At 67.9% G+C, this 26,073-nt stretch carries 22 protein-coding genes; 16 read left to right on the forward strand and 6 right to left on the reverse strand.

Going from position 1 to position 26,073, the window contains the following annotated elements:
* Window positions 1–260 precede the first annotated feature (260 nt).
* Window positions 261–1,505, forward strand: coding sequence for a cyclic di-GMP phosphodiesterase (locus tag JHD77_RS23415; RefSeq protein ID WP_031756284.1), 1,245 nt, complete (start codon window positions 261–263; stop codon window positions 1,503–1,505).
* A 321-nt stretch (window positions 1,506–1,826) separates the two neighbouring features.
* A complete protein-coding gene (locus tag JHD77_RS23420) occupies window positions 1,827–2,048 on the forward strand; it encodes a hypothetical protein (protein ID WP_003101293.1) in 222 nt (73 codons plus the stop codon).
* A 16-nt stretch (window positions 2,049–2,064) separates the two neighbouring features.
* Here JHD77_RS23420 and ampR read toward each other — a convergent pair whose 3' ends face one another.
* Complete coding sequence (ampR, locus tag JHD77_RS23425) at window positions 2,065–2,955, reverse strand: LysR family transcriptional regulator AmpR (protein WP_003101291.1); 891 nt, start codon at window positions 2,953–2,955, stop codon at window positions 2,065–2,067.
* 148 nt (window positions 2,956–3,103) lie between these two features.
* Here ampR and JHD77_RS23430 point away from each other — a divergent pair, with 148 nt between their 5' ends.
* Together JHD77_RS23430 and JHD77_RS23435 are read left to right on the forward strand one after the other, a co-directional pair.
* Window positions 3,104–4,297 (forward strand): class C beta-lactamase PDC-8, encoded by a 1,194-nt coding sequence (locus tag JHD77_RS23430; protein WP_003118203.1) that lies wholly within the window; start codon window positions 3,104–3,106, stop codon window positions 4,295–4,297.
* A 64-nt stretch (window positions 4,298–4,361) separates the two neighbouring features.
* Window positions 4,362–4,760, forward strand: a complete 399-nt coding sequence (locus JHD77_RS23435; RefSeq protein WP_003118202.1) for a hypothetical protein — start codon at window positions 4,362–4,364, stop codon at window positions 4,758–4,760.
* A gap of 163 nt (window positions 4,761–4,923) precedes the next feature.
* On the opposite strand, the gene JHD77_RS23440 is transcribed toward JHD77_RS23435, so the two are convergent.
* From JHD77_RS23440 to JHD77_RS23450, 3 genes are all read right to left on the reverse strand, one after another.
* Window positions 4,924–9,177, reverse strand: a complete 4,254-nt coding sequence (locus JHD77_RS23440) for a PAS domain-containing hybrid sensor histidine kinase/response regulator (RefSeq protein ID WP_003101286.1) — start codon at window positions 9,175–9,177, stop codon at window positions 4,924–4,926.
* Window positions 9,178–9,304: 127 nt separating this feature from the next.
* Window positions 9,305–10,495 carry a sugar transporter gene (locus JHD77_RS23445; protein ID WP_003101284.1) on the reverse strand — a complete coding sequence of 397 codons (1,191 nt, stop codon included), beginning with the start codon at window positions 10,493–10,495 and terminating at the stop codon, window positions 9,305–9,307.
* A gap of 153 nt (window positions 10,496–10,648) precedes the next feature.
* Window positions 10,649–11,158: a GNAT family N-acetyltransferase gene (locus tag JHD77_RS23450; protein WP_003101282.1), complete on the reverse strand. Its 510-nt coding sequence runs from the start codon at window positions 11,156–11,158 to the stop codon at window positions 10,649–10,651.
* Window positions 11,159–11,577: 419 nt separating this feature from the next.
* Here JHD77_RS23450 and ppnN point away from each other — a divergent pair, with 419 nt between their 5' ends.
* From ppnN to JHD77_RS23470, 4 genes are all read left to right on the forward strand, one after another.
* A complete protein-coding gene (ppnN, locus tag JHD77_RS23455; protein WP_003121931.1) occupies window positions 11,578–12,963 on the forward strand; it encodes a nucleotide 5'-monophosphate nucleosidase PpnN in 1,386 nt (461 codons plus the stop codon).
* A 117-nt stretch (window positions 12,964–13,080) separates the two neighbouring features.
* Window positions 13,081–13,668 (forward strand): biliverdin-producing heme oxygenase, encoded by a 588-nt coding sequence (locus tag JHD77_RS23460; RefSeq protein WP_003159301.1) that lies wholly within the window; start codon window positions 13,081–13,083, stop codon window positions 13,666–13,668.
* A 27-nt stretch (window positions 13,669–13,695) separates the two neighbouring features.
* Window positions 13,696–15,882: a bacteriophytochrome BphP gene (gene bphP, locus JHD77_RS23465; RefSeq protein WP_003454244.1), complete on the forward strand. Its 2,187-nt coding sequence runs from the start codon at window positions 13,696–13,698 to the stop codon at window positions 15,880–15,882.
* 77 nt (window positions 15,883–15,959) lie between these two features.
* Window positions 15,960–16,529, forward strand: a complete 570-nt coding sequence (locus JHD77_RS23470; protein WP_003101275.1) for a hypothetical protein — start codon at window positions 15,960–15,962, stop codon at window positions 16,527–16,529.
* A 123-nt stretch (window positions 16,530–16,652) separates the two neighbouring features.
* Here the strand turns inward: JHD77_RS23470 and JHD77_RS23475 are convergent, their stop codons facing one another.
* Together JHD77_RS23475 and hpaA are read right to left on the reverse strand one after the other, a co-directional pair.
* Window positions 16,653–17,459: an APH(3')-II family aminoglycoside O-phosphotransferase gene (locus JHD77_RS23475; protein ID WP_049950167.1), complete on the reverse strand. Its 807-nt coding sequence runs from the start codon at window positions 17,457–17,459 to the stop codon at window positions 16,653–16,655.
* A 51-nt stretch (window positions 17,460–17,510) separates the two neighbouring features.
* A complete protein-coding gene (hpaA, locus tag JHD77_RS23480) occupies window positions 17,511–18,422 on the reverse strand; it encodes a 4-hydroxyphenylacetate catabolism regulatory protein HpaA (protein ID WP_003113010.1) in 912 nt (303 codons plus the stop codon).
* Window positions 18,423–18,641: 219 nt separating this feature from the next.
* On the opposite strand from hpaA, the gene JHD77_RS23485 reads away from it, so the two are divergent.
* The 8 genes from JHD77_RS23485 (at window position 18,642) to hpaI (ending at window position 26,043) form a co-directional block, all read left to right on the forward strand.
* Entirely contained in the window at window positions 18,642–19,301 is a 660-nt protein-coding gene (locus JHD77_RS23485) for a fumarylacetoacetate hydrolase family protein (protein WP_003093446.1), read from the forward strand.
* A gap of 10 nt (window positions 19,302–19,311) precedes the next feature.
* On the forward strand, window positions 19,312–20,091 hold the full coding sequence (locus tag JHD77_RS23490) for a fumarylacetoacetate hydrolase family protein (protein ID WP_031756869.1): 780 nt from the start codon (window positions 19,312–19,314) through the stop codon (window positions 20,089–20,091).
* Window positions 20,088–21,548 carry a 5-carboxymethyl-2-hydroxymuconate semialdehyde dehydrogenase gene (gene hpaE, locus JHD77_RS23495; protein ID WP_009877075.1) on the forward strand — a complete coding sequence of 487 codons (1,461 nt, stop codon included), beginning with the start codon at window positions 20,088–20,090 and terminating at the stop codon, window positions 21,546–21,548. Before JHD77_RS23490 ends, hpaE begins: the two co-directional genes overlap by 4 nt.
* A 131-nt stretch (window positions 21,549–21,679) precedes the next feature.
* Window positions 21,680–22,603: a 3,4-dihydroxyphenylacetate 2,3-dioxygenase gene (hpaD, locus tag JHD77_RS23500; RefSeq protein ID WP_003093449.1), complete on the forward strand. Its 924-nt coding sequence runs from the start codon at window positions 21,680–21,682 to the stop codon at window positions 22,601–22,603.
* Window positions 22,604–22,613: 10 nt separating this feature from the next.
* Window positions 22,614–23,006, forward strand: coding sequence for a 5-carboxymethyl-2-hydroxymuconate Delta-isomerase (locus tag JHD77_RS23505; RefSeq protein ID WP_003101265.1), 393 nt, complete (start codon window positions 22,614–22,616; stop codon window positions 23,004–23,006).
* Between the two features lie 92 nt (window positions 23,007–23,098).
* Window positions 23,099–24,403 (forward strand): MFS transporter, encoded by a 1,305-nt coding sequence (locus JHD77_RS23510; RefSeq protein ID WP_003101263.1) that lies wholly within the window; start codon window positions 23,099–23,101, stop codon window positions 24,401–24,403.
* Window positions 24,404–24,420: 17 nt separating this feature from the next.
* Entirely contained in the window at window positions 24,421–25,224 is an 804-nt protein-coding gene (gene hpaH, locus JHD77_RS23515) for a 2-oxo-hept-4-ene-1,7-dioate hydratase (protein WP_003101261.1), read from the forward strand.
* 12 nt (window positions 25,225–25,236) lie between these two features.
* Window positions 25,237–26,043: a 4-hydroxy-2-oxoheptanedioate aldolase gene (gene hpaI, locus JHD77_RS23520; RefSeq protein ID WP_003101259.1), complete on the forward strand. Its 807-nt coding sequence runs from the start codon at window positions 25,237–25,239 to the stop codon at window positions 26,041–26,043.
* Window positions 26,044–26,073: the final 30 nt, after the last annotated feature.

A 26,073-nucleotide genomic window follows, 5' to 3' on the forward strand; every position in this document is an offset into this window, starting at 1 on the left:
CCGGGCGGCGGGACCTTCTGGGGTCGTCCCGGGCGCCGCGGTTCGGATGTGGCCATTTCGCCTGGGAGATGTATCGGGGGTGTATCGCCCGACACGTGGATTTGTACGCCGGAGGTATCGAAACCGCGCATGGATACAAAGCGATACGCAATCGAGCGCGGGCATGCCGACGAAGTGCCGGGCATCTCTCACTCCCGCCGGCCCATCTCGGCTACCGTTAGGAGACAGCCACCTGGCCCAGTCTCGAGGTCGAGCCCATCGTGCTGAAACGCATTCCGGTAACCCAGCTTCGCCTCGGTATGTTCGTCCAGAGCCTTTGCGGCTCGTGGCTGGACCACCCGTTCTGGAAAAGAGGTGGCTTCCTGCTCGACAGCCAGGCCGACCTGCAGCGCCTGCGCGAAAGCGCCGTGAAGGAGGTCTGGATCGATGCCAGCAAGGGCCTCGACCTCCCGGAGGAAGCGGCGGTCTCGGCCGCTGCGGTCCTGCCGGTCACCATGCCGGCCGGCCCTTCGCCGGCGCGGGTCGCCCTGGAGGAGGAAATCCGCCACGCCGCCCTGCTCTGCAGCCATGCCAAGGCCGCCGTGGTCAGCATGTTCCGCGACGCGCGCATGGGCCAGGCCATCGATACCGCGCATGCATCGGACCTGGTGGACGAAATCTCCGCCTCGGTGCTGCGCCATCCCAACGCGCTGCTCAGCCTGGTACGGCTGAAGACCTCGGATGAATACACCTACATGCATTCGGTGGCGGTCTGTGCGCTGATGATCGCCCTCGCCCGCCAGCTCGAACTGCCCGACCCGCTGGTACGCGAGGCGGGGCTGGCCGGACTGCTGCACGACATCGGCAAGATGGCGGTGCCCGATCCGATCCTGAACAAGCCCGGCAAGCTCACCGACCAGGAGTTCGGCCTGGTTCGCCGGCATCCGCAGAACGGCGCGCGGATGCTGCTCGATTGCCGCCAGGTCAGCGCCCTGGTGGTGGATGTCTGCCTGCACCACCACGAGCGCATCGACGGCACCGGCTACCCCTTCGGCCTGGCGCAGGAGCAGATCAGCCTGCTGGCGCGAATGGGCGCGGTGTGCGACGTCTACGACGCGATCACCTCCGACCGTCCCTACAAGAAGGGCTGGAACGCCGCCGAGGCGATCCGACGCATGGCCGAATGGAACGGGCACTTCGACCCGCAGGTGTTCCGCGCCTTCGTCAAGGCGGTGGGCATCTACCCGGTCGGCGCGCTGGTCAGGCTGGAAAGCGGGCGCCTCGGCGTGGTCCTCGAACAACACGGCCGCTCGCTGCTGACGCCACGGGTCAAGGTATTCTTCTCGGCCCGCTCGAAGGTGCCGATCCCGCAGCAGGTGGTAGACCTGGGTAGGGCCGGACAGACCGACCGAATCGTCGGCTTCGAGCCGGCGGAAGCCTGGAACTTCCGCAATCTCGACGAGATGTGGACGGGACTGGCCAAGTCCACGGGCTCTTATTTCGACGCGGAAACCGGAAATCCGTAGACGCCTTCCGCCGGCAACGCCGGGCACCGCTCCCGTAGGGCCCATAACGCGAAGCGTTATCCGCCGCTTCGCCGCAATCTCCGCCTGCTCCGCGTTGCTTTAAGCGCACCATCGTCGATACTGCTGGCAATCCGCCGACAGTTTTCAAGAGGCCATATGAGTCCGCTCCTGGAGACAATCGAAGAGCACAGCAGAAATGGCTGTGCTCCATCCAAAGCGCTGCTTGCCCTGTGGTCCGCAGGCGCCGACCTGAGGGTTTCCCCGAGGAAGGCTGGCCGCCTATGCGAACTTGCCGTCGTTGCCGCAGCAGGGAAAGCAGGCATGCTCGAGAGCGAGATCGTTGCGGCACGCCGGGCCTATGCCGCCAGCCTGGGAGTGACGCTTAGCGGAGCGATCAGCAACGCCGACGAGCCGGTCCATATCCGCCACGCCGTCAGCAATTCCAATCACAACCCCAACGCCTCAAACCGTATCAACCTTGGGAGGGCCCGAGCGTATAAAAAAAGGCGCGAGGAAGGTGATTACTTCTTCATCGACACTTGAATCGCCTGCATAACCGTTATCTCCCCCGCGCCTCAACGGCAGCCATCTCCAGCAACCACCCCCGGAACGCCAGCATCGCGCTGGTCTCCCCCCGCGACTGCAAGCGCGTCAGCCAGTAGCTGCCGGTACTCACTTCGGTGGCGAACGGACGCCGGATGCTCTCGCTGGCCAGTTGCCGGGCAAACATCGCCGCCGGCGCCAGGGCCACGCCGACACCCTGGCGGGCCGCCTCGAGCATGGCCAGCGAGGTGTCGAAGACGATGCTCCGGGTCAGTGGCGCGTGCGCCGGCAGTCCGGCCGCCTGGAACCACAGCGGCCACTCGTCGGCGCGGTAGGAGCGCAGCAGGGTGTGCTGCAGCAGGTCGGCGGGACTGTGCAACTGGGCGGCGACCTCCGGGCAGCAGAGCACCGTCAGCGGCGCCTCGAACAACGCCAGCGCCTCGGTGCCGTGCCAGGCGCCGCCGCCGAAGCGGATCGCGTAGTCGAGCCCCTCGGCGGCGATGTCGACGCGGTTGTTGTGGGTGGACAGGCGCAGATCGATGAAGGGATGGCGCGCCTGGAAGTCCTCCAGCCGCGGCAGCAGCCAACCGACCGTGAAGGTTCCGACCGCGCCGACGGTGAGCACGTCCCGGTAGTGGCCACCCTCGAAACGTTCCAGCAGGCCGGCGATGCGGTCGAAGGAGTCACACAGCACCGGCAGCAGGCTCTCGCCCTCGTGGGTCAGCATGAGGCCGCGCGGCAGACGCTTGAACAGGGCCACGCCGAGACGCTCCTCGAGGCTCTTCACCTGGTGGCTGACCGCCGCCTGGGTCACGCACAGCTCGATGGCCGCGCGGGTGAAGCTCAGGTGCCGGGCCGAAGCTTCGAAGGCGCGCAGGGCGTTCAGCGGCAAATGGGGTCGAACCAATCTCTGCTCCAAATTTTTCTAATGGCTGCCGCGAGTATTCGTCGTTTGCCGCAAATCCTGCGCAAGCCTAGATTTTCCCCGCCCGCCGATCAAGGAGCGCTCCCGGGGCGGTTTCTCATGCAGCCAACGACAAAGGACGCCAATCCTCATGCGCGATACCAGATTCCCCTGCCTGTGCGGCATCGCCGCTTCCACACTGCTGTTCGCCACCACCCCGGCCATTGCCGGCGAGGCCCCGGCGGATCGCCTGAAGGCACTGGTCGACGCCGCCGTACAACCGGTGATGAAGGCCAATGACATTCCGGGCCTGGCCGTAGCCATCAGCCTGAAAGGAGAACCGCATTACTTCAGCTATGGGCTGGCCTCGAAAGAGGACGGCCGCCGGGTGACGCCGGAGACCCTGTTCGAGATCGGCTCGGTGAGCAAGACCTTCACCGCCACCCTCGCCGGCTATGCCCTGGCCCAGGACAAGATGCGTCTCGACGACCGCGCCAGCCAGCACTGGCCGGCACTGCAGGGCAGCCGCTTCGACGGCATCAGCCTGCTCGACCTCGCGACCTATACCGCCGGCGGCTTGCCGCTGCAGTTCCCCGACTCGGTGCAGAAGGACCAGGCACAGATCCGCGACTACTACCGCCAGTGGCAGCCGACCTACGCGCCGGGCAGCCAGCGCCGCTATTCCAACCCGAGCATCGGCCTGTTCGGCTATCTCGCCGCGCGCAGCCTGGGCCAGCCGTTCGAACGGCTCATGGAGCAGCAAGTGTTCCCGGCACTGGGCCTCGAACAGACCCACCTCGACGTGCCCGAGGCGGCGCTGGCGCAGTACGCCCAGGGCTACGGCAAGGACGACCGCCCGCTACGGGTCGGTCCCGGCCCGCTGGATGCCGAAGGCTACGGGGTGAAGACCAGCGCGGCCGACCTGCTGCGCTTCGTCGATGCCAACCTGCATCCGGAGCGCCTGGACAGGCCCTGGGCGCAGGCGCTCGATGCCACCCATCGCGGTTACTACAAGGTCGGCGACATGACCCAGGGCCTGGGCTGGGAAGCCTACGACTGGCCGATCTCCCTGAAGCGCCTGCAGGCCGGCAACTCGACGCCGATGGCGCTGCAACCGCACAGGATCGCCAGGCTGCCCGCGCCACAGGCGCTGGAGGGCCAGCGCCTGCTGAACAAGACCGGCTCCACCAACGGCTTCGGCGCCTACGTGGCGTTCGTCCCGGGCCGCGACCTGGGCCTGGTGATCCTGGCCAACCGCAACTATCCCAATGCCGAGCGGGTGAAGATCGCCTACGCCATCCTCAGCGGCCTGGAGCAGCAGGGCAAGGTGCCGCTGAAGCGCTGAAGCGCGCTCGCGAGGGCGACGGAGCGTAGCGGCGCGGGACGCCGGTCCTGGCTATGATGGTGCCATGAGCGCTTCCCCGCCCCTCCGCCAGCCCTGCCCGCCCGGCGCCTGCGTCTGCGAACGCGAGCGCCTGGAGGCGCCCGGCGCGGACCGTCGCATCCTCCTCCTGACCCGCCAGGAAGAGCAGCGCCTGGCCGCTCGCCTGGAAGCCCTGCGCAGCCTGGAAGACCTGGAACACCTGCTGCGGCGCATGGAGGAACAACTGGGCATCCGCCTGCGGATCGCCCTGGCCTTCGGCGAGGTGCGCAGCATGCGCGGCATTCGCATGCGCTTCGAGGAGCAGCCGGGGCTCTGCCGCAAGACCCGCCAGGCGATTCCCGCCGCCATCCGCCGCGGCCTGGAGAAGCGCCCGGAAGTCGCCTACGCCCTGCTCAACGCCCACGACCTGCTGCGCGACGCCTGAAGGCACTGAACGACAGGAAGAGGATGTCGCTCAACACCTGGGCGGGCTTCAGGAGTATCGGCGGATAACGCCCATGGCGTTATTCGCCCTACAGGCCGCAGCGGATGCAGGCGAGCCCCGGGTCCGCCTGAATCCTTGGCGGGACTGGCCACCGCGCCGGGGTTCAGCTCGCCGACTCCGCCTGCACGTCGCCGAACATCGCCTGCAGGCGGAGCAGGCAGGCATCGCACAGGGTGCGCAGTTCGTCGAGGCGGATGCCGGCGAGGATTTCCATGCCGCGCAGCGGATCGGCGCGGCGCAGGGCCTGCTCCAGCTCGCTGGCACGGCCGGCCAGGGCGCTGGCGCCAACGGTGGAAGCGCTGCCCTTGATGGTATGCAGGGTCGCGGCGCTGCCCTGGACATCGCCCTCGCCGAGCTGGCGTTCGAGCTGGGCGAAGAGGTCCTGCATGTCCGGAACGAAGCGCCGCAACACCTGGACGATCAGCTCCAGGCTACCGCCGAAACGCCCGACGATATCGCCCCGCGCCTCGACCAGTTCGCCCGCGTCCGCTGCCGTTGCCGGCGCGCCCCTGGCGCCGCTCCTGCCGAGATGACCGAGCAGGCAAAGCACCAGGCGCTCCTTGTCGATCGGCTTCGCCACATGGTCGTTCATGCCCGCCGCCAGGCAGGCTTCGCGGTCGGCCAGCGAGGCGTTGGCGGTCATGGCCAGGATCGGCAGCCCGGCGAAGCGCCCGTCGGCGCGGATTCTCCGGGTCGCCTCGAGACCATCGATATCCGGCATCTGCATGTCCATCAGCACCGCGTCGAACGGCACGCTCGCCTCCAGCACCTGCTGAACGCCCGCCAGCCCGCCGTCGGCGAGGGCCACCCGGGCGCCCTCGCTGCTCAACAGCTCGGCGGCGACCTGGCGGTTCAGCGCGTTGTCCTCCACTACCAGCAGACGCACGCCCCGCAACCGCTGGGTGCGCTCCACCGGGCGCGGCGGCGGGTTGGCCGGGGCGCCCTGTTCGCCGTGCAACGCATGCAGCACCGAGTCGGCCAGTTGCTTGGGCGTGACCGGCTTGGTGAGAAAATCGACGAAGGGCGGCGCGCTGTGGTCGCGCGCATCGGCCAGCACCTCGCGGCCATAGGCGGTGATCATGATCACCATGGGCGGCGGCAGGTCGCCCTGCAACTGGCGGATCAGTTGCGCCGCGCTGAGGCCGTCGAGATCGGGCATGCGCCAATCCATCAGCACCACGTCGTAGCGACGGCCCTCGGCCATCGCCGCCTGGACCCGCGCCACTGCCTCGCTGCCGCTGCCGACGCAGTCGGCGCGCCAGCCGAGGGCGCCGACCGTGCGTTCGAGCAGCTCGCCGGCCACCAGGTTGTCGTCCGCCACCAGCAGCCGCAGCGGTTCGCCGGCCCCGGGGCAGGCCGCACGCAGCGGTTGGTCGTGGGCGACGTCGAGGTCCAGGTCGAACCAGAACCGGCTACCGCTGCCCGGCGCGCTCTCGACCCGCAATTCACCGCCCATCAGGTCGACCAGGCGTTTGCATATGAACAGGCCGAGGCCGGTGCCGCCGAAGCGTCGCGAGGTGGACGCCTCGGCCTGGGTGAAACCTTCGAAGATGCGCTGCTGCTGTTCCGCGCTGATGCCGATGCCGGTGTCCGCCACCAGCACCCGCAGGCGCACCAGGTGGGCGTCGTGCGCCAGACGCCGCAAGCTCACCAGGACGTGCCCGCGGGCGGTGAACTTCAGTGCGTTGCCGGCCAGGTTGATGAGGATCTGCTGCAGGCGCAGGCGGTCGCCGACCACCGCGCTGGGCAGCTCGGGATCGATGTCGAAGATCACCTCGACGTCCTTGTCGCCCTGGTTGCCGGAGAGCACCACGGCCAGGTCCTGCATCAGCGGCTCCAGCTCGAAGGGGAGCATTTCCAGGACCAGTTTGCCGGCCTCGATCTTCGAGTAGTCGAGGATGTCGTTGAGCAGGCCGAGTAACGAGGTTGCCGCCGAGCTGGCCTTGTCCAGGTAGTCGCGCTGGCGTTCGTTGAGATCGGTCTGCCGGGCCAGTTGCAGCATGCCCAGCACGGCATTCATCGGCGTGCGGATCTCGTGGCTCATGTTCGCCAGGAACGACGACTTCGCCGCGCTGGCGGCGTCCGCCTGCTCCTTGGCCTCGCGCAGGCGCGCCTGCAGTTGCTGGTCGCTGGTGATATCGATATTGATCCCGGTGACCTGCAGCGGGTTGCCGTCGGCGTCGCGCTCGACCTGCGCGCCGGCCTGGATGAAGCGGATGCCGCCGTCGGGCAGCACCACGCGGAAGATCACATCGTAGTTGCCGCGCCCCTCCACCGCCGCGCGCAGGCTGGCCTCGGTGCGCTCGAGGTCTTCCGGATGCAGGCGGCTGCGCCAATGCTCGTAGACCAGGCCGCCGTCGCGCAACGCCAGCGGCTGGCCATACAGCTCGCACATGCGCTCGTTCCACTGCAGGCTGTCGTCGGCCAGGTTCCAGCGCCAGATGCCCAGGCGCGCCACGTCGGCGGCCATTTGCAACTGGTCGCGCGCCGCGGCCATCTCGCGCTCGGCGTTGCGCCATTCGGTGACATCGACGGCGATGCCCAGGTAGCCGTTGATCGCCCCAGCCTCGTCGCGCAGGACGGTAACCGAAAGCGTCACGCTGAGCGGCGAGCCGTCCTTGCGCAGATAGGTCCATTCGCGGGTCTCGGCGCCCTCCTGTTCGGCCCGCGCCACCAGCACGCGGAAACCCTCCTCGCCCAGCTCCTGGCCGCGGGCGAGCAACTCCCGCTCGCTGTGCAGCAGGGTCGGCGAGGCCTTGCCGACCACCTCGTCGGCGCGGTAGCCGAGCATCCGCTCGGCACCGAGATTGAAGCCGCTGATGATGCCGTCGCGGTCGAGGGTGATGATCGACACCTCGGACGCCGCCTGCAGCACGCTGCCGAGCAGTACGTTCAACCGACGCAGTTCGGCGGTACGCTCGGCGATCTGGTGCTCCAGGCCGGTATTGAGCTCGCGGATGCGGGCCTCGGCGGCCTTCTTCGCGGAGATGTCGCGTACGGTCTTCGAGGCGCCGACCACGCCGCCGTCCGGACCGAGGATCGGCGAGACGGTCACCGCCACGTCGAGCAGGTGGCCATCCTGGTGCCGGCGCACGGTATCGAAGCTGACCACCTGTTCTTTACGGGCGATGCGGGCGAGGATGTCGAGTTCCTCGTTCTCCTTGGATGGCGGCACCAGCAGGTCCACCACCCGCCGCCCGACCGCCTGCTCCTCGCGGTAGCCGAACAACGCCTCGGCCCCGCGATTCCAGTCGCTGATGACGCCGTCGAGGCCGACGCCGATGATGCCGTCCGCCGAATTGCCGACGATCGCCGCCAGCCGCGCCTGGGTCGCCGCCTCCCGACGCCGGCGCAGGCGGCCGAGGGCGCTGGCGTTGACCAGCGCCGCCAGCAACAGGCTGACCAGGCTGCCGGCCAGGAACAGGATGCGCGGCGAAGGCTGGTGCAGGCGCTGGACGAACAGCGGCAGTGCGCTGAACGCCATCTGCCAGTGCCGACCGTAGATCTCCCGCCGCAGCATGTGGCCGAACAGGCGTTGAGCCGGCGCCGCGGCGCCGTTGACGAAGAAGGGCACGGCAGCGCCGTCGCCGGTGACGTCGCTGAGTTCGAGGTGGATCGCCGCGTTGTCGATGGGCAACCCGGCCAGCACCTCGCCGGTCAGCAGCGGCGCATAGCTCCAGCCGAAGCCTTCGAGTTCGCGCTGGGGCCCCGGCGGTGGAGTGATGCCGCTGCGGTAGATCGGCATCAGGATGAGGAACGATTGCTGGCGCAAGCCGCTGGCCTGGACCAGGGTGATCGGCCCCGTCAGGCGCACCTGCCCGGTCTCCAGGGCGGCGCGGGCGGCCTCCCGGCGATTGGCTTCCGAGGCGATGTCCAGGCCCAACGCCTGGCCGTTGCGCGCCACCGGCTCGATGTACTGGATGACGTAGCGCTCGCCATCGTGCGGAGTCAGTTGCTGGATGCGGAACTCCGGCTGGCCGTCGGCCCGCGCCTGGCGCAGGAACCCGGCCTCGTCGGCGGCCGCCACCCGGCGGATGAAGCCGAAGCCGCGGGCGCCGGGAAACTCGCGGTCGATGTCGCGGGTCAGGCTGTAGCGGCGGAACAGTTCGCGGTCGATGTGCGCCTCGCCCGCCGTCAGCAAGGCACCGCGCACCCCACGCAAGCCATACTGGTAGAGTTCCACGCGGCGGGTCACCGCCTCGGCCAGCAGTTCCGCCTCGCGTTCCAGCGCCATCCGCGCCTGTTGCTCGTTGACCAGCGCCAGCCCCCAGGCGCCCAGCCCGGACAGCAGCAGTCCGAGCGCCAGTGTCGCGCCCGCCCAGCGGCTCAGCCTGAACTTGCTCTGTTGTACGTTCACCCGATATTCCGTCCCTGCGCCGGCCCGGCGCGGGGCAATCCCGCACTCCCTGCGCCTTTTCGTCACAGAAGACTAGATCAAGCGGGCGGATTCCTCCGCCGAATCATCCGGGCCAGTGAATGAGCACTCACAACGACGTGGTTTTCAGCGCCTCCGCGTAGCGCAGTGCGGCGAACAGGGCGAGCAGCAGGCCGGCCAGCGCCAGCGCGGCGCCGACGTTGCCGATCGAGGCCAGGCCCATGCGTTCGCTGACCACGCTGCCGAGCAGCGCGCCGGCGCCGATGCCGACGTTGTACAGGCCGGAGAACAGCGCCATGGCCACGTCGGTGGCGTCCGAGGCGAGGCGCAGGACGCGGGACTGCTGGGCCAGGCCGAAGCACATGATCGACATGCCCCAGAGCAGGCTGAGCGCCATCAGCCAGGTCGGCTGCGCGGACAGCGGCAACAGCAGCGCCAGGCTGCTGCCCAAGGCGAGGATCGCGGCCAGCAGGAAGCCTCGCGGGAAAGCCTCGCTGTAGCGGCTGAAGAGGATCGAACCGAAGATCCCGGCGCCGCCGAACAACAGCAGCAGCAGGGTGGTCGCCTCGCCGCTCATCTGCGCCACCTGCTTGGCGAAGGGCTCGATGTAGCTGTAGGCGGTGAACTGGGCGCTGATCACCACCACGGTCAGCACGTACAGGCAAACCAGCGCCGGGCGTCGGAACAGCATCGGCAGGCTGCGCAGGGAACCGGAGTTCTGGCTTGGCAGCAGCGGCAGGGAGCGCGCCAGGTAGAGCAGGGTCAGCACCGAGAGTCCGGCGATGGCCATGAAGGTGGTACGCCAGCCCAGGGCCTCGCCGACCACCCGCCCCAGCGGGATGCCCAGGACCATCGCCAGGGTGGTGCCGGTGGCCAGCAGCCCTAGGGCCTTGGCCTGCTGTCCCGGCGGCGCCACGCGCACCGCCAGCGAAGCGGTGATGGCCCAGAACACCGCGTGGGCGAAGGCAATGCCGATCCGGCTGAGCATCAGCACCTGGAAGCTCCAGGCCAGCCCGGACAGCACGTGACTGGCGATGAACAGCAGGAATACCCCGACCAGCAGCTTGCGCCGCTCGATATTGCGGGTCAGCAGCATCATCGGCAACGAGGCCAGCGACACCACCCAGGCATAGATGGTCAACATCAGGCCGACCTGCGAGGTGGGCATCTCGAAGCTGTGGCCGATGTCGCTGAGCAGGCCGACCGGGACGAACTCCGTGGTGTTGAAGATGAAGGCGGCCAGGGCCAGGGCGATCACGCTCAGCCAGCTGCCGCTGCGGGTTTCGGAGGTGCTGTCCATGGGGCGTTCGGTTCCGGAGCAGGGGGCGGACGGGCAGGTCCCGCGACCCTCGCCACGCACGACGGAAAACGCCCCGGACGCAAAGGTCCGGGGCGGCGATGTGCGTTGGATGGTCGTTATAGGTATTGGAGGGAACTGCCGAATCCCGCGATTCTACGCCGGGACGCCGTGCGCTGCACGCCCGCCCGGCGCTCCGGCGACCTTCCCGGAGCGATGGGACGGCTCCGGCAGCATCAGGCAGGCCATCGTCTCGCCCCAAGGCGCGAGGCCCTGTTCGACGAAGCCGGCGTCCCGATAAAGCTGGCGGGCCACGTCGTTGTCGACGGCGTAGGCGACCATCAGGCGATCGCTGCGCCGCCTCGTCCGGCGCACGCTGGCGATGATCCGTTGCAGGGCGGCGCGGCCATGCCCCTTGCCCTGGTAGCGGCGGTCGATCATCAGGCGGTAGAGCCAGTAGTGGCCGTCGTCGGCGTCGGGGCCGTAGAGGGCGAAGCCGACCATGCGCCCGCCGTGGTGGATGCCGACCGCGCGGAACCCCGGCAGGAAGCGGCTCTGGGCCAGCGAATAGAGGTTGGAAGCGACGAAGTGCGCCTGGTGGCGGGCGACCTTCAGGTCAATGCAGGTTTCCCAGTCGTCGCGGGTGATGGTTCTGAGTTCGATCATGGATGACAGGCTCTTGGAAAAAGGAGGAAAGAAAGTCGCTAGGTACGCTGCTGGACTGTTCATACGACATGCTTCGTTCCTCCCTTCGACTGGCCGAGCATCCGGCGGAAACGCAACGATATCAGGAGAAGAGTCGATTATCCCAGCCGATGCCGGATTTTTTCGCCCATGGCTAGTGGCAGGATTTCCCCGGTGCCAGGCCGGCGACAGATAAATTCGAGATTTTCCTTGTCAGATCAGTCAGGTTCTCGCTATTACATTTAACCAAGACCCTGGAGCCAAGCCCCAGCGCACGGTTGCCTCGTCGCCCCACTCCGACGGCTGATCGCCCTCTCCCCCGGCACGCAACCTGCCCGGCGCTCCCTTATCCGGATGCCGCGGCTCTTCTACGCCGCCGCATCCCCTGCATGGAATCGCACATGTCTCATCGCCCTGTGATCAACGCCTCGGTCAGTCCGAAAGGCACGCTGGAAACCCTCTCCCAACGCGAAGTGCAACAACTGAGCGAAACCGCCAACGGCAAGACCTACCAACTGTTCCGCCAGTGCGCCCTGGCGATCCTCAATACCGGCGCCCACAGCGACAACGCCAAGACCATCCTCGACGCCTACAAGGACTTCGAGGTGCGTATCCACCAGCAGGACCGCGGCGTGCGCCTGGAGCTGATCAACGCGCCGGCCGACGCCTTCGTCGATGGCGAGATGATCGCCAGTACTCGCGAGATGCTGTTCAGCGCCCTGCGCGACATCGTCTATACCCAGAGCGGGCTGGACAGCCAGCACGTCGACCTGGACAGTTCCCAGGGCCTCACCGACTACGTCTTCCAGCTGCTGCGCAACGCCCGTACGCTGCGCCCCGGCGTCGAGCCGAAGATCGTCGTCTGCTGGGGCGGTCATTCGATCAGCAGCGAGGAATACAAGTACACCAAGAAGGTCGGCCATGAGCTCGGCCTGCGCAGCCTGGACGTCTGCACCGGCTGCGGACCGGGGGTGATGAAGGGACCGATGAAGGGCGCCACCATCAGCCACGCCAAGCAGCGCATCGTCGGCGGTCGCTACCTGGGCCTGACCGAACCGGGAATCATCGCCGCCGAGGCGCCGAACCCGATCGTCAACGAACTGGTGATCCTGCCGGACATCGAGAAGCGCCTGGAAGCCTTCGTCCGCGTCGGCCACGGGGTCATCATCTTCCCCGGCGGCGCCGGGACCGCGGAAGAGTTCCTCTACCTGCTGGGCATCCTCATGCACCCGGACAACCAGGACCTGCCCTTCCCGGTCATCCTCACCGGTCCCCGCAGCGCCGAAGCCTACCTGCAGCAGCTCCATGAATTCGTCGGGGCGACCCTCGGCCATGCGGCGCAGCGCCACTACCGGATCGTCATCGACGACCCGGCCGAGGTGGCCAAGCAGATGGCCCAGGGCCTGAAGGAAGTGAAGCAGTTCCGCCGCGAGCGCAACGACGCCTTCCACTTCAACTGGATGCTGAAGATCGATGAAAGCTTCCAGCGCCCGTTCGAGCCGACCCACGAGAACATGGCCAGCCTCCAGCTCAGCCGCAGCCTGCCGCCCCACGAGTTGGCGGCCAACCTGCGCCGCGCGTTTTCCGGGATCGTCGCCGGCAACGTCAAGGACAACGGCATCCGCATGATCGAGCAATACGGGCCCTACGAGATCCACGGCGACCCGGCGGTGATGCTGCCGCTGGACCGCCTGCTGCAGGCCTTCGTCAAGCAGCACCGGATGAAGCTGCCCGGCGGCGCGGCCTACGTCCCCTGCTACCGGGTGGTGCAGACCGAGGCGGCCTGAGCGCGCCCGCTCCGGCATCCCTGCGCCGCGCGCGGGGATGCCCATTTATTCCGAGCCGGGCGTACGGCTTCCTGCTACTCTTTTCCGTTCATGCCTCGAATCGCTGGCCCTGACCTCATGTCCCCATCTCCATCGCCAGCCCTCGCCGCACTCCGCGACGCCACCCGTGACCTGCACGCAGAACTGGACCGCCGTTCGCCGTTGGGCGACGACGATCTCGACGACCGCGCCTACCTCGACCATGCCGGACGCATCCTTGGCTGGCTGGAGCCTCTGGAGCGCGCGCTGCGCGACAACCGCAGCGGCTGGCCGGCGGCGCTGCGGGCCGACGCGCGGCTGGTCAAGAGCACCTGGCTGGAAAGCGACCTGCTGGCCGGCGGCATGAGCCGCGCGCAGGTGGAGGCGCTACCGCGCTGCGCCGACCTGCCGAATGCGACACGGGCCGCGGAGGTCTTCGGGGTGGCCTACGTGATGGAAGGCGCGACGCTGGGCGGCGCGTATCTCTACAAACGACTAGCTCCACGCCTGCCCGGTCTGCCGCTACAGTGGTTGCAGGGCTACGGCCAGGCAACCGGGGTGCGCTGGCAGGAGTTTCTCGAACAGCTCGCCCGGCAGATCGACAGCCCCGAAGCCATCGGCCTTGCGCAGGATGCGGCACAGGCTACATTCCTTTCGTTTCGTCGATGGGTTCTCGACGAAGCCTGACTGCCTGGAGACCAGGCTGGACGATAGATGACGAGCATCACCCCGGTTACCCTGGCGAACTGCGAGGACGAACCCATCCACGTGCCTGGCGCGATCCAGCCGCACGGGGCGCTGATCGCCCTGCGCGCGGACGGCATGGTCCTCGCGGCAAGCGAGAACATCCAGGCGCTACTGGGTTTCGTCGCCTCGCCGGGTTCCTACCTGACGCAGGAGCAGGTGGGGCCGGAGGTCCTGCGCATGCTCGAAGAGGGACTGACCGGCAACGGCCCATGGTCGAACAGCGTCGAGACGCGGATCGGCGAACACCTGTTCGACGTGATCGGCCACAGCTACAAGGAAGTGTTCTACCTGGAGTTCGAGATCCGCACCGCGGACACGCTGTCGATCACCTCCTTCACCCTCAACGCCCAGCGCATCATCGCCCAGGTCCAGTTGCACAACGACACCGCCAGCCTGCTCAGCAACGTCACCGACGAACTGCGCCGGATGACCGGCTACGACCGGGTGATGGCCTACCGTTTCCGCCATGACGACTCCGGCGAGGTGGTCGCCGAGAGCCGTCGCGAAGACCTCGAAAGCTACCTGGGGCAACGCTACCCGGCCTCGGACATCCCGGCCCAGGCGCGTCGCCTGTACATCCAGAACCCGATAAGGCTGATCGCCGACGTGGCCTATACGCCGATGCGCGTGTTTCCCGCGCTGAACCCGGAGACCAACGAATCGTTCGATCTCAGCTACAGCGTGCTGCGCAGCGTTTCGCCGATCCACTGCGAATACCTGACCAACATGGGCGTGCGCGCCTCGATGAGCATCTCCATCGTGGTCGGCGGCAAGCTCTGGGGACTGTTCTCCTGCCATCACATGTCGCCCAAGCTGATTCCCTACCCGGTGCGCATGTCGTTCCAGATCTTCTCCCAGGTCTGCAGCGCCATCGTCGAGCGCCTGGAGCAGGGGCGTATCGCCGAACTGCTGCGCGTGTCCACCGAGCGCAGGCTGGCCCTGGCTCGCCGCGCGCGGGACGCAGACGACCTGTTCGGCGCACTGGCCCACCCGGACGATGGCATCGCCGCACTGATTCCCTGCGACGGCGCCCTGGTCATGCTCGGCGGCCGCACCCTGAGCATCCGCGGCGACTTCGAGCGCCAGGCCGGGAATGTCCTGCAACGCCTGCAGCGCGACCCGGAACGGGACATCTACCACACCGACAACTGGCCGCAGCCCAGCGAGGACTCTCCGGACGGCGGCGACTGCTGCGGTGTGCTGGCGATCCGTTTCCACCGCCAGGAATCGGGCTGGATCTTCTGGTTCCGCCACGAGGAAGTGCACCGCATCCGCTGGGGCGGCAAGCCGGAAAAGCTGTTGACCATTGGCCCCTCCGGCCCGCGGCTGACCCCGCGCGGCTCGTTCGAGGCCTGGGAGGAAGTGGTCCGCGGCCACTCCACGCCCTGGAGCGAAACCGACCTGGCGATCGCCGAAAAGCTGCGCCTGGACCTGATGGAACTGTGCCTCAACCATGCGGCCGAGGTCGACCGCATGCGCCAGCGCCTGATCGCGGTGCTCGGCCACGACCTGCGCAACCCGTTGCAGTCGATCTCCATGGCGGCGGCCCTGCTGTCCTCCAGCGACACCCGCACCACCGAACTGCGCCAACACATTTCCGCGTCCAGCAGCCGCATGGAACGGCTGGTCAGCCAGATCCTCGACATGAGCCGCCTGCAATCGGGCATCGGCCTCACCGTGAACCCGGTCGACACCGACGTCTCGCAACTGGTGCGGCAGATCGTCTGCGAAACCGACGTCGCCTATCCCGGCCTGGTGATCGAGATCGCCATCGACCCGCAGGTTCGTGCCGTGGTCGACCCGGACCGCTACGCCCAGGTCGCCGCCAACCTGCTGAGCAACGCCCGTCATCACGGCCTGCCCGGCCGGCCGGTGCTGGTCACCCTGACCCGCCAGGGCGACGAGGTGTGCCTGAGCGTGCTCAACGAAACCAGCGGCCTCTCCGAAGCGCAACTGGCCAACCTGTTCGAACCGTTCAAGCGCGAGTCGGCGGACAACCAGCGCAACCGCAACGGCCTCGGTATCGGCCTGTACATCTCCCAGGCCATCGCCCAGGCCCACCAGGGGCGTATCGACGTGGACTGCCGCGACGACGTCATCACCTTCTGCCTGCGCCTGCCGGTGCGCCAGGCGGAGACCGGCTCCTCGTCCTGACGACGAGGACCGTGCACAATGCAACGCTTGCAGGTATCTTCGGCAGCCATCGCCGTCTGACAGGATCGCCCCGTTCCATGCCCCGCCTCCGCCTCCGGACCGTCCTCGCCTGCCTCGCCGTGTTCTGCGCGGCTCCCGCACTGGCCAGGGTCGAAGTGCATTCGCTGCAACACAAGAGCATGGGGCGGGTGCTGACGGTCCGCGTCTCGGAGGAGATCGCGCCGGGCGACTACGAGACGCTGCTCAAGGGTTTGCGCAACAATCCGGGAACCTACTCGCGCAAGCTGCTCCTGCTGAACAGCATCGGCGGCAGCGTGCCGGAGGCGATCCGCATGGGCCGCCTGCTGCGCGAATCCGGCTTCGACGCGCTGGTGCCGTCGAGCAGCGTCTGCCAGGGCACCTGCGTCTACCTGCTGGCGGCCGGCAAGCGCAAGACCGTACGCGGCTACGTCGGCCTGCACCGTCCCTACTACGCCCACGGCGACTCGCTGCACTCGCGCTCGGCCAACGGCATGCGCTACGACTCCGCCGCCTACTTCCGCGAAATGGATATCCCCAGCACCTTGGTACAGGCCATGCAAAGCACCGATCCCAAACGGATGCGCGTGCTTTCGGCGAAGGAACTGGCGCAGTACCGGCTGAACTGAACCGGCGACTCCGCGGAACGAGCGAGGGCGCGCGGTGGCGTTGGCGATAGTGGCCGATGCCGTTGTACCTCGTTTTCGTGCAACGGCAGGCCGAATCCAGTCCGGATCCGAACCGGCCCTACTCTAGAAGAACTCGTCCAATAGCCTGAAGTACGCCAGCCGTTCGCCGTCGATATCGCCGCCGTATTCGACGAGGAAGGCCTCGGCCCAGGCCGCGCCGAGTTCGGCCTCGATGTCCCGCGCGGCCAGGGCCAGGTCCTGGTGCCGGTCGGCGACGCCGAGCCGCCCGCAATCGATGAAGCCGCTGAAGCGCCGCCCCTCCGCCAGCAGATTTGGCAGGCAGGCGTCGCCATGGGCGACCACCAGGTCTTCGACCGCCGGACGCCGGTCGAGCAGCAGGCGGTACAGCTCCGTGGCGCTGCGACCGCGATGGTCGTCGTCGAAGTCCGCCTCGTCCACCAGCCCGGCCTCGACCCGCTGGCGCACGGTGTCCAGACGCCGTTCCAGGCGATGGTCGAAGGGACAGGCGGCCGGATCGAGATCGTGCAGCCGGCGCAGGGCGGCGGCCACCAGGCGCACCAGGCGCTCGGGCTCCAGCTCGCCGCGCTGCGCCAGCGCGGACAGCGTGTCCCCCGGCACGGCGCTCATCAGCAGCCATTGCCGGCCGTCGCTCTGGGTTTCGTTCAGCACCTGCGGGCAATCGATGCCGGCACCGTGCAGCCAGCGCAGGCGGGCGATTTCGGCGGGCAGCTCGGCATGTGCGGACAGCACTTCCTGCTTGACGAACAGGGTCGGCCGCCGCGCAGCCTCCAGGCGGTGGACAGTGGCCGCGGAACATCCTTCGCCCTGCCCTCGCCAGCGGTAGCCGGCAAGGTAGTCGGCCCAGGTAGCGCGAGCCTGCGGCGGCATGGAGGTGGCTGCATCATGCATGGAGAAACGCTTCCTGTTCGAGTGGGAGCGCGAGTATACCCGCCCACCCGCTCAGCGACGGGACTCCCCGTCGGCCTGTCGCTGGCGGTAAGCGCTGGGGGTGAGCCCCGCATAACGCACGAAGAAACGACTGAAGTAGGCCGGGTCCTTGAAGCCGAGCTGGTAGCAGATCTCGTTCACCGAGCCGCCGGTGAACAGCAGCAGGCGCTTGGACTCCTGCATAAGCCGTTCGTACACCAGGCGCTTCGACGGCAGGTCGGCGATGCGCCGGCAGACGTCGTTGAGGCGCGCCTCGGTGACGCCGATCCGGCTGGCGTAGAGCGACAGCGGCCAGTGCTCGGCATAGCGCTCCTCGATCAGCGCGTTGAAGCGCTGGAAGATTTGCAGGTCTTCGTGGCGCATCGGCCGCGCAGCCACCGAATTGGCCGAGAGACGCAGCAGGCTGATCATGACCAGCCGGGTCAGCGCCAGCAGCGCCTGCTGGCGGCCGGAGCGGCTGGCCATCGACTCGCTGCGCAACTGCTCGAAGAGCAGCGCCAGGCGCGCCGCCTCCTCGGCCGCGCCGCCCTCCAGGTTGCCCAGCGCCACGCAGGCCGGCGCCACCTGCGGGCCGGGCGCCAGGCCCGGCTCGGCCTCGGTGAGGCTCCACACCAGTTGCTGGCGCACGGTCAGCACATGGCCATCGGCGTCCGCCTCGGTGACGAAGGCGTGCGGCACGGTCGGCGGGGTGAGGAAGAACATCGGCCCCGACTCCAGGTACTGGCGCTCGTCGAGATAGACCCGCACCGCGCCGTTCTTCACGTAGTGCACCTGGAAGAAACGGTCGTGCCGGTGCGCCGGCATGTTACGGCCGAAGAATCCGGCCAGGTTGCCCAGCGCATCGTAGTGCACCTCGGCGTCGGCATAGCGCTGGTCGTAGACCTGCCCAATGTTGATGTTGGGGATCGGCTGGCGCTCTGGCATGGCGATCTTCTCTTTGTTGTTCTTCCCGGCTGCGCACGCAAGCCGTCGCGGGCATCCGTATACCGCAGACGGCGCCTCTTGCCACCTCCCCGGGACGAATGGCGCAGCAGCCGGGGTTGACGATCATTAACATGTTAAATATAACGTTAACACATTAACGAGTTTTCGCCAGGACGGCCCCCTCGCCGTTCGCTTATCGCGCCAGGAGACACCACCACAATGAGCCGCGCACTGAATGACGTCGCCGCCGGCACCCTGTTCGGCGTCGCGCTGAACTACAAGGGCCTGCTCGACAGCCGCCTGCCGGAGTTCCAGCAGCCGCCCTACCAGAAGCCGCCGGTGAAGCCGGTGTTGTTCATCAAGACACCGAATACCCGCAACGAGCACGACGCCCCGGTGCTCTTCCCGCGCGGCGTCGAGCGCCTGCAACCGGGCCCGGCGCTGGGCGTGGTGATCGCTCGCGACGCCAGCCGGGTGAAGGAGGAAGAGGCCATGGCGCATGTCGCCGGCTACGTGATCGTCAACGAGTTCAGCCTGCCGGAAGACAGCTACTACCGTCCGGCGGTGAAAGCCAAGTGCCGCGACGGCTTCTGCCCGTTCGGTCCGCAACTGGTGCCGGCGCAAGAGATCGCCGATCCCCATGCGCTGGAGCTGAAGCTGTACGTCAACGGCGAACTGCGCCAACGCAACAACACCGCCAACCTGGTGCGCGACATCCCGCGGCTGATCGCCGAGATCAGCGAGTTCATGACCCTGCACGCCGGCGACGTGCTGATCACCGGCACCCCCGAAGGGCGCGTCGACGTGCATCCCGGCGACCGCGTCGAGGTCGAGATCGACGGCCTCGGCCGCCTCGCCAACAGCATCGTCGCGGAATGAGGAACCGACCATGAAACACGCACGCATCCGCTACCAGGGCCGGGTTCACCAGGTCACCGTGGAAGACGCCAACGCCGTCCGCCTGGCCGACGGCACCCTGCTCGCCGAGGACCGGGTGGAGTGGCTGCCGCCGGCCACCGGGAGCATGTTCGCCCTCGGCCTGAACTACGCCGACCATGCCGCCGAACTGTCGTTCAAGGCGCCCAGCGAACCGCTGGCGTTCATCAAGTCGCCGGGCACCTACACCGGCCACTGCCAGGTCAGCTGGCGTCCGGACAACGTCGACTACATGCACTACGAGTGCGAACTGGTAGCGGTGATCGGCAAGCCGGCGCGCAACGTCCGCCGCGAGGACGCCCTCGGCTACCTGGCCGGCTACACGGTGTGCAACGACTACGCGATCCGCGACTACCTGGAGAACTACTACCGGCCCAACCTGCGGGTGAAGAACCGCGACGCCACCACCCCGGTGGGGCCGTGGATCGTCGACGCGGCCGAGGTTCCCGAGCCGAACCGGCTGGTCCTGCGCACCTGGGTCAACGGCGAGCTGCGCCAGGAAGGCAGCACCGCGGACATGATCTTCGACATTCCCTACCTGATCGAATACTTCTCCAGCTTCATGACCCTGCAGCCGGGCGACATGATCGCCACCGGCACCCCGGAAGGCCTGTCCGACGTGGTCCCCGGCGACGAAGTGGTGGTGGAGGTGGAAGGCGTCGGTCGCCTGGTCAACCGAATCGTCAGCGAGGCCGAATTCTTCCGCGCCCGCGCACAGGAGCACGCAGAATGATCAAACACTGGATCAATGGCCGCGAGGTCGAAAGCAAGGACGTCTTCGAGAACTACAACCCGGCCACCGGCGAGCTGATCGGCGAGGTTGCCAGCGGCGGCACGGCGGAAATCGACGCGGCGGTGGCGGCGGCCCGGGAAGCCTTCCCGAAATGGGCCAATACCCCGGCCAAGGAGCGCGCGCGCCTGATGCGCCGGCTCGGCGAGCTGATCGACCGGAACGTGCCGCACCTGGCGGAACTTGAGACCCTCGACACCGGCCTGCCGATCCACCAGACGAAGAACGTACTGATCCCGCGCGCCTCGCACAACTTCGAGTTCTTCGCCGAAGTCTGCACGCGGATGAACGGGCACAGCTATCCGGTCGACGACCAGATGCTCAACTACACCCTGTACCAGCCGGTGGGCGTCTGCGGCCTGGTCTCGCCGTGGAACGTACCGTTCATGACCGCCACCTGGAAGACCGCGCCGTGCCTGGCGCTGGGCAACACGGCGGTGCTGAAGATGTCCGAGCTGTCGCCGCTGACCGCCAACGAGCTGGGCCGCCTGGTGCACGAGGCGGGCATTCCGCCGGGGGTGTTCAACGTGGTCCAGGGCTACGGCGCCAGCGCCGGCGACGCGCTGGTTCGCCACCGCGACGTGCGCGCGGTGTCCTTCACCGGCGGCACCGCCACGGGGCGACGAATCATGGAGGCGGCCGGGATCAAGAAGTACTCGATGGAACTGGGCGGCAAGTCGCCGGTGCTGGTCTTCGAAGACGCCGACCTCGAGCGGGCGCTGGACGCCGCGCTGTTCACCATCTTCTCGCTGAACGGCGAGCGCTGCACCGCCGGCAGTCGCATCTTCGTCCAGGAAAGCGTCTACCCGCAGTTCGTCGCCGAGTTCGCCGCGCGCGCCAGGCGCCTGATCGTCGGCGATCCGCAGGACCCGAAGACCCAGGTCGGCTCGATGATCACCCAGGCCCACTACGACAAGGTCACCGGCTACATCCGCATCGGCCTCGAGGAAGGCGCCACCCTGGTGGCCGGCGGCCTGGAGCGTCCGGCCGGCCTGCCGGCGCACCTGAGCAAGGGGCAGTTCATCCAGCCCACGGTGTTCGCCGACGTGGACAACCGCATGCGCATCGCCCAGGAGGAGATCTTCGGCCCGGTGGTCTGCCTGATCCCGTTCAAGGACGAAGCCGAGGCGCTGCGCCTGGCCAACGACGTGGAATACGGCCTGGCCTCCTACATCTGGACCCAGGACATCGGCAAGGCCCATCGCCTGGCACGCGGCATCGAGGCCGGGATGGTCTTCATCAACAGCCAGAACGTGCGTGACCTGCGCCAGCCGTTCGGCGGGGTGAAGGCCTCGGGCACCGGACGCGAAGGCGGGGAATACAGCTTCGAGGTATTCGCCGAGATCAAGAACGTGTGTATATCCATGGGCAGCCATCACATCCCCCGCTGGGGCGTGTAGGGCGCGCTCGTGCAGAGCGGCCGCCCGAGGCCGCCAGCAGCGCCGGCGTGCAGACACAATCAGAAGAATCCGGGCCAGCCGCCAGCGGCCGCGCCCGCTGCCAGGCCCAACGGGCCACCAGGAGAATCGTCATGGGCAAAGTCGCTCTGGCTGCCAAGATCACCCACGTACCCTCGCTGTACCTATCCGAGCTGCCCGGCCCGCGCCACGGCTGCCGCCAGCCGGCGATCGACGGGCACCGCGAGATCGGCCGGCGCTGCCGCGAACTGGGGGTCGACACCATCGTGGTGTTCGACACCCATTGGCTGGTCAACGCCGGCTACCACATCAACTGCGCGCCGCACTTCGAGGGGCTCTACACCAGCAACGAGCTGCCGCACTTCATCGCCAACATGGAGTACGGCTTCCCCGGCAACCCGGAGCTGGGCCGCATCCTCGCCGAAGGCTGCAACGCGCTCGGCGTGGAGACCCTGGCCCACGACGCCACCACCCTCGGCCCGGAGTACGGCACCCTGGTACCGATGCGCTACATGAACCAGGACCGCCACTTCAAGGTGGTCTCGGTCTCCGCCCTGTGCACCGTGCATTACCTGAACGACAGCGCGCGCCTGGGCTGGGCCATGCGCAAGGCGGTGGAAGAGCACTACGACGGCACGGTGGCGTTCCTCGCCAGCGGCTCACTGTCCCACCGCTTCGCCCAGAACGGCCAGGCGCCGGACTTCTCCGACCGCATCTGGAGCCCGTTCCTCGAGGTCCTCGACCATGAAGTCGTGCAGATGTGGCAGGAAGGCCGCTGGGCGGAATTCTGCGGGATGCTCCCCGAGTACGCCTCCAAGGGCCATGGCGAAGGCTTCATGCACGACACCGCGATGCTCCTCGGCGCCCTCGGCTGGTCGGCCTACGACGGCAAGGCGGAGGTCGTGACGCCCTACTTCGGCTCTTCCGGCACCGGGCAGATCAACGCGGTATTCCCGGTCACCGCCCAGGACGGCTCGGCGATCCCCGCCGCCCAAGCCGGCAACCCGGCCGGCGCAAGTTGCGCCAGCCGCCTCTGAGGACGCCACCATGCCGCACTTCATCGCCGAATACACCGACAACATCGAAGCCGAAGCCGACCTGCCCGGCCTGTTCGAGAAGGTCCACGCCTGCCTCGGCGCCAGCGGCGTTTTCCCGCTCGGCGGCATCCGCAGCCGCGGCGTGCGCCTGGACACCTGGCGCATGGCCGACGGCAGGCACGACTACGCCTTCGTCCACATGACCCTGAAAGTCGGCGCCGGTCGCGACCTGGAGACTCGCCGGCAAGTCGCCGAGGCACTTTTCGAGGTGATCACCGCGCACTTCGCCGAGCTCCAGGCGCGACGCCTGCTGGCGCTGTCCTTCGAACTCACCGAACTGGACGCGGAGCTGAACTACAAGCGCAACAACGTGCATGAATTCCTGAACAACCCGGCGGACTGACCAGCCCGCCATAACGCTGCACTCACCCAGCTCGCCTCCCGGCCACCGACAGGTCGCCGGGACGTCCGGGCGCTCACAAAAAGTACAAGATCATGAGCACAGCCAGCACCCTGAACAGCACCACCCTGCCTCTCAGCGACAGCACCCACGACCGCGTCACCTGGCGGCTGATGCCGCTGCTGCTGGTGTGCTACGTCTTCGCCCATCTGGACCGCATCAACATCGGTTTCGCCAAGTTGCAGATGAGCGCCGACCTGCACTTCAGCGACACCGTCTACGGTCTCGGCGCCGGGCTGTTCTTCATCGCCTATGCGCTGTTCGGCCTGCCCAGCAACCTGATGCTGGAACGGATCGGCCCGCGCCGCTGGATCGCCTGCCTGATGCTGGTCTGGGGCTGTCTCTCCACCGCCATGCTGCTGGTGGAGACCGCGCGCGGCTTCTACCTGCTGCGCTTTCTCCTGGGGGTCGCCGAGGCCGGCTTCTTCCCCGGTATCCTGGTCTACCTGAACCGTTGGTTCCCGGCGCGCCGACGCGGGCAGATCACCGCCCTGTTCGCCATCGCCGTGCCCATGGCCGGGGTGATCGGCGGACCGCTTTCGGGCTGGATCCTAGAAGGCTTCCATGACGCCCTCGGACTGCGCGGCTGGCAGTGGATGTTCCTGATCGAAGGCCTGCCGGTTGTGTTGCTCGGCGTGGTGGTCTGGTGCTCGCTGCCGGAAAGCTTCGAACGGGTGACGTGGCTCAGCGACGAACAGAAGCACCTGCTGCGCGAGGAACTGGCCGGCGAGGAGCAGCGCAAGACCATCACCTCCTTCTCCGGCATCTTCAGCAATCCGCAGGTGTGGCTGCTGGTGGCGATCTATTTCGCGGTGATGCTGGCGGTGAACACCATCGCGTTCTGGATGCCGAGCCTGATCCACGGCGCCGGCATCGCCCAGGACAGCCGCATCGGCATGCTCAGCGCGGTGCCCTATCTCGCCGGCTGCGCCTTCATGATCTTCATCGGCCGTTCCTCCGACCGCCTGCGCGAGCGCCGCTGGCACCTGGGCATTCCGTTGCTGATGGCCGCCGCCGGGCTCAGCCTGGCGGCCCTGGCACCGACCAGCGCCTGGCTGGTGATGGGCGGTCTGGTGATCGCCGGGATGGGCGCCAGCGCCGCCCTGCCGATGTTCTGGCAACTGCCGCCGGCCTTCCTTTCCAGCGCCACCCTGGCCGCCGGAATCGCCCTGATCAGTTCCTTCGGCAGCATCGCCGCCTTCCTCGCGCCCTACCTGATCGGCTGGATGCGCGACACCACCCAGAGCGCCAGCCTGGCCCTGTACCTGCTGGCCATCCTCATCGCCCTCGGCGCCGGCCTGGTCCTGCGGACCCCCGCCGCCGTGGTCAACCCACGCTGAACCGAGAGACCCCGACCATGCTCGATCCCCGTCTGATCCAGGAAGCCGCCAACCGCCTCGACGCCGCCGAACGCTCGCGCCAGCAGGTAAGGCAGTTCTCCCTCGACTACCCGGACATCGCCATCGAGGACGCCTACGCCATCCAGCGCGCCTGGGTCGAGCGCAAGATCGCCGACGGGCGCGTGCTCAAGGGCCACAAGATCGGCCTGACCTCGCGCGCCATGCAGGTCTCGTCGAATATCAGCGAGCCGGACTACGGCGCCTTGCTCGACGACATGTTCTTCGAGGAGGGCAGCGACATCCCCTTCCAGCGCTTCATCGTGCCGCGGGTCGAGGTGGAGCTGGCGTTCATCCTCGGCAAGCCGCTGAAGGGACCGGGCTGCACCCTGTTCGACGTGCTCGAGGCCACCGAGTGGGTGATCCCGGCGCTGGAGATCATCGATGCGCGCATCCAGCAGGTCGACCCGCAAACGAAAGTCACGCGCAAGGTCTTCGACACCATCTCCGACAACGCCGCCAACGCCGGCGTGGTGATGGGCGGCCGGGCCGTACGGCCAGGCGATATCGACCTGCGGCGGGTACCGGCGATCCTCTACCGCAATGGCGTGATCGAGGAGTCTGGCGTCTCCGCCGCGGTGCTCAACCACCCGGCCAAGGGCGTCGCCTGGCTGGCCAACAAGCTGGCGCCCTACGGCGTCTGCCTGGAGGCCGGCCAGGTGATCCTCGGCGGCTCCTTCACCCGCCCGGTGGCGGCCGCGCCGGGGGACACCTTCCACGTCGACTACGACCTGCTCGGCAGCATCTCCTGCCGTTTCGTCTGAGGAGGCATTTCCATGGACCTGCCCGTCAATCGCTTCAAGCAACGCCTGCGCAGCGGCGAGGCGCAGATCGGCCTGTGGCTCGGCCTCGCCGATCCCTACTGCGCGGAGCTGGCCGCCAACGCCGGCTTCGACTGGCTGCTGCTGGACGGCGAGCACGCGCCCAACGACCTGCGCAGCCTGCTCGGCCAGTTGCAGGCGCTGGCGCCCTACCCCGGCCAGCCGGTGATCCGCCCGGTGCAGGGCGACACTGCGCTGATCAAGCAATTGCTCGACATCGGCGCGCAGACCCTGCTGGTACCGATGGTCGACAGCGCCGCCCAGGCCGAAGGGCTGGTGCGCGCCGTGCGCTATCCGCCGGCGGGCGTACGCGGGGTCGGCAGTGCGCTGGCCCGGGCCTCGCGCTGGAACAGCGTGGCGGAGTACCTGGACCACGCCGACGAGCAGATGTGCCTGCTGGTCCAGGTGGAAAACCTGGAGGGCCTGGCCAACCTCGACGCGATCGCCGCCGTCGAGGGCGTCGACGGCGTGTTCATCGGTCCGGCCGACCTCAGCGCAGCCATGGGCCATCGCGGCAATCCAGGCCATTCCGAGGTGCAGGCGGCCATAGAGGACGCCATCCACCGCATCCGCACGGCCGGCAAGGCCGCCGGCATCCTCTCCGCCGACGAGACACTGGCGCGGCGCTACCTGGAGCTGGGCTGCGCGTTCGTCGCGGTGGGCGTGGACACCAGCCTGCTGATGCGTTCGCTGCGCGAGCTGGCGGGGCGCTTCAAGGGCGGCGCGCCGGCGCCGTCCGCCAGTTCCTCGGTCTACGGCTGAGGGGTGCGCCCCGCTCCCGCTGCGGGAGAG

Source organism: Pseudomonas sp. P20 (assembly GCF_016463925.1).
GTDB lineage: Bacteria > Pseudomonadota > Gammaproteobacteria > Pseudomonadales > Pseudomonadaceae > Pseudomonas > Pseudomonas aeruginosa.

Coding starts and splice junctions, on each gene's coding strand:
- JHD77_RS23420 (WP_003101293.1), top strand. CDS start 1,827: ATGCTCGAGAGCGAGATCGTTGCGGCACGCCGGGCCTATGCCGCCAGC.
- JHD77_RS23430 (WP_003118203.1), top strand. CDS start 3,104: ATGCGCGATACCAGATTCCCCTGCCTGTGCGGCATCGCCGCTTCCACA.
- JHD77_RS23435 (WP_003118202.1), top strand. CDS start 4,362: ATGAGCGCTTCCCCGCCCCTCCGCCAGCCCTGCCCGCCCGGCGCCTGC.
- JHD77_RS23445 (WP_003101284.1), bottom strand. CDS start 10,495: ATGGACAGCACCTCCGAAACCCGCAGCGGCAGCTGGCTGAGCGTGATC.
- JHD77_RS23450 (WP_003101282.1), bottom strand. CDS start 11,158: ATGATCGAACTCAGAACCATCACCCGCGACGACTGGGAAACCTGCATT.
- ppnN (WP_003121931.1), top strand. CDS start 11,578: ATGTCTCATCGCCCTGTGATCAACGCCTCGGTCAGTCCGAAAGGCACG.
- JHD77_RS23460 (WP_003159301.1), top strand. CDS start 13,081: ATGTCCCCATCTCCATCGCCAGCCCTCGCCGCACTCCGCGACGCCACC.
- bphP (WP_003454244.1), top strand. CDS start 13,696: ATGACGAGCATCACCCCGGTTACCCTGGCGAACTGCGAGGACGAACCC.
- JHD77_RS23470 (WP_003101275.1), top strand. CDS start 15,960: ATGCCCCGCCTCCGCCTCCGGACCGTCCTCGCCTGCCTCGCCGTGTTC.
- JHD77_RS23475 (WP_049950167.1), bottom strand. CDS start 17,459: ATGCATGATGCAGCCACCTCCATGCCGCCGCAGGCTCGCGCTACCTGG.
- hpaA (WP_003113010.1), bottom strand. CDS start 18,422: ATGCCAGAGCGCCAGCCGATCCCCAACATCAACATTGGGCAGGTCTAC.
- JHD77_RS23485 (WP_003093446.1), top strand. CDS start 18,642: ATGAGCCGCGCACTGAATGACGTCGCCGCCGGCACCCTGTTCGGCGTC.
- JHD77_RS23490 (WP_031756869.1), top strand. CDS start 19,312: ATGAAACACGCACGCATCCGCTACCAGGGCCGGGTTCACCAGGTCACC.
- hpaE (WP_009877075.1), top strand. CDS start 20,088: ATGATCAAACACTGGATCAATGGCCGCGAGGTCGAAAGCAAGGACGTC.
- hpaD (WP_003093449.1), top strand. CDS start 21,680: ATGGGCAAAGTCGCTCTGGCTGCCAAGATCACCCACGTACCCTCGCTG.
- JHD77_RS23505 (WP_003101265.1), top strand. CDS start 22,614: ATGCCGCACTTCATCGCCGAATACACCGACAACATCGAAGCCGAAGCC.
- JHD77_RS23510 (WP_003101263.1), top strand. CDS start 23,099: ATGAGCACAGCCAGCACCCTGAACAGCACCACCCTGCCTCTCAGCGAC.
- hpaH (WP_003101261.1), top strand. CDS start 24,421: ATGCTCGATCCCCGTCTGATCCAGGAAGCCGCCAACCGCCTCGACGCC.
- hpaI (WP_003101259.1), top strand. CDS start 25,237: ATGGACCTGCCCGTCAATCGCTTCAAGCAACGCCTGCGCAGCGGCGAG.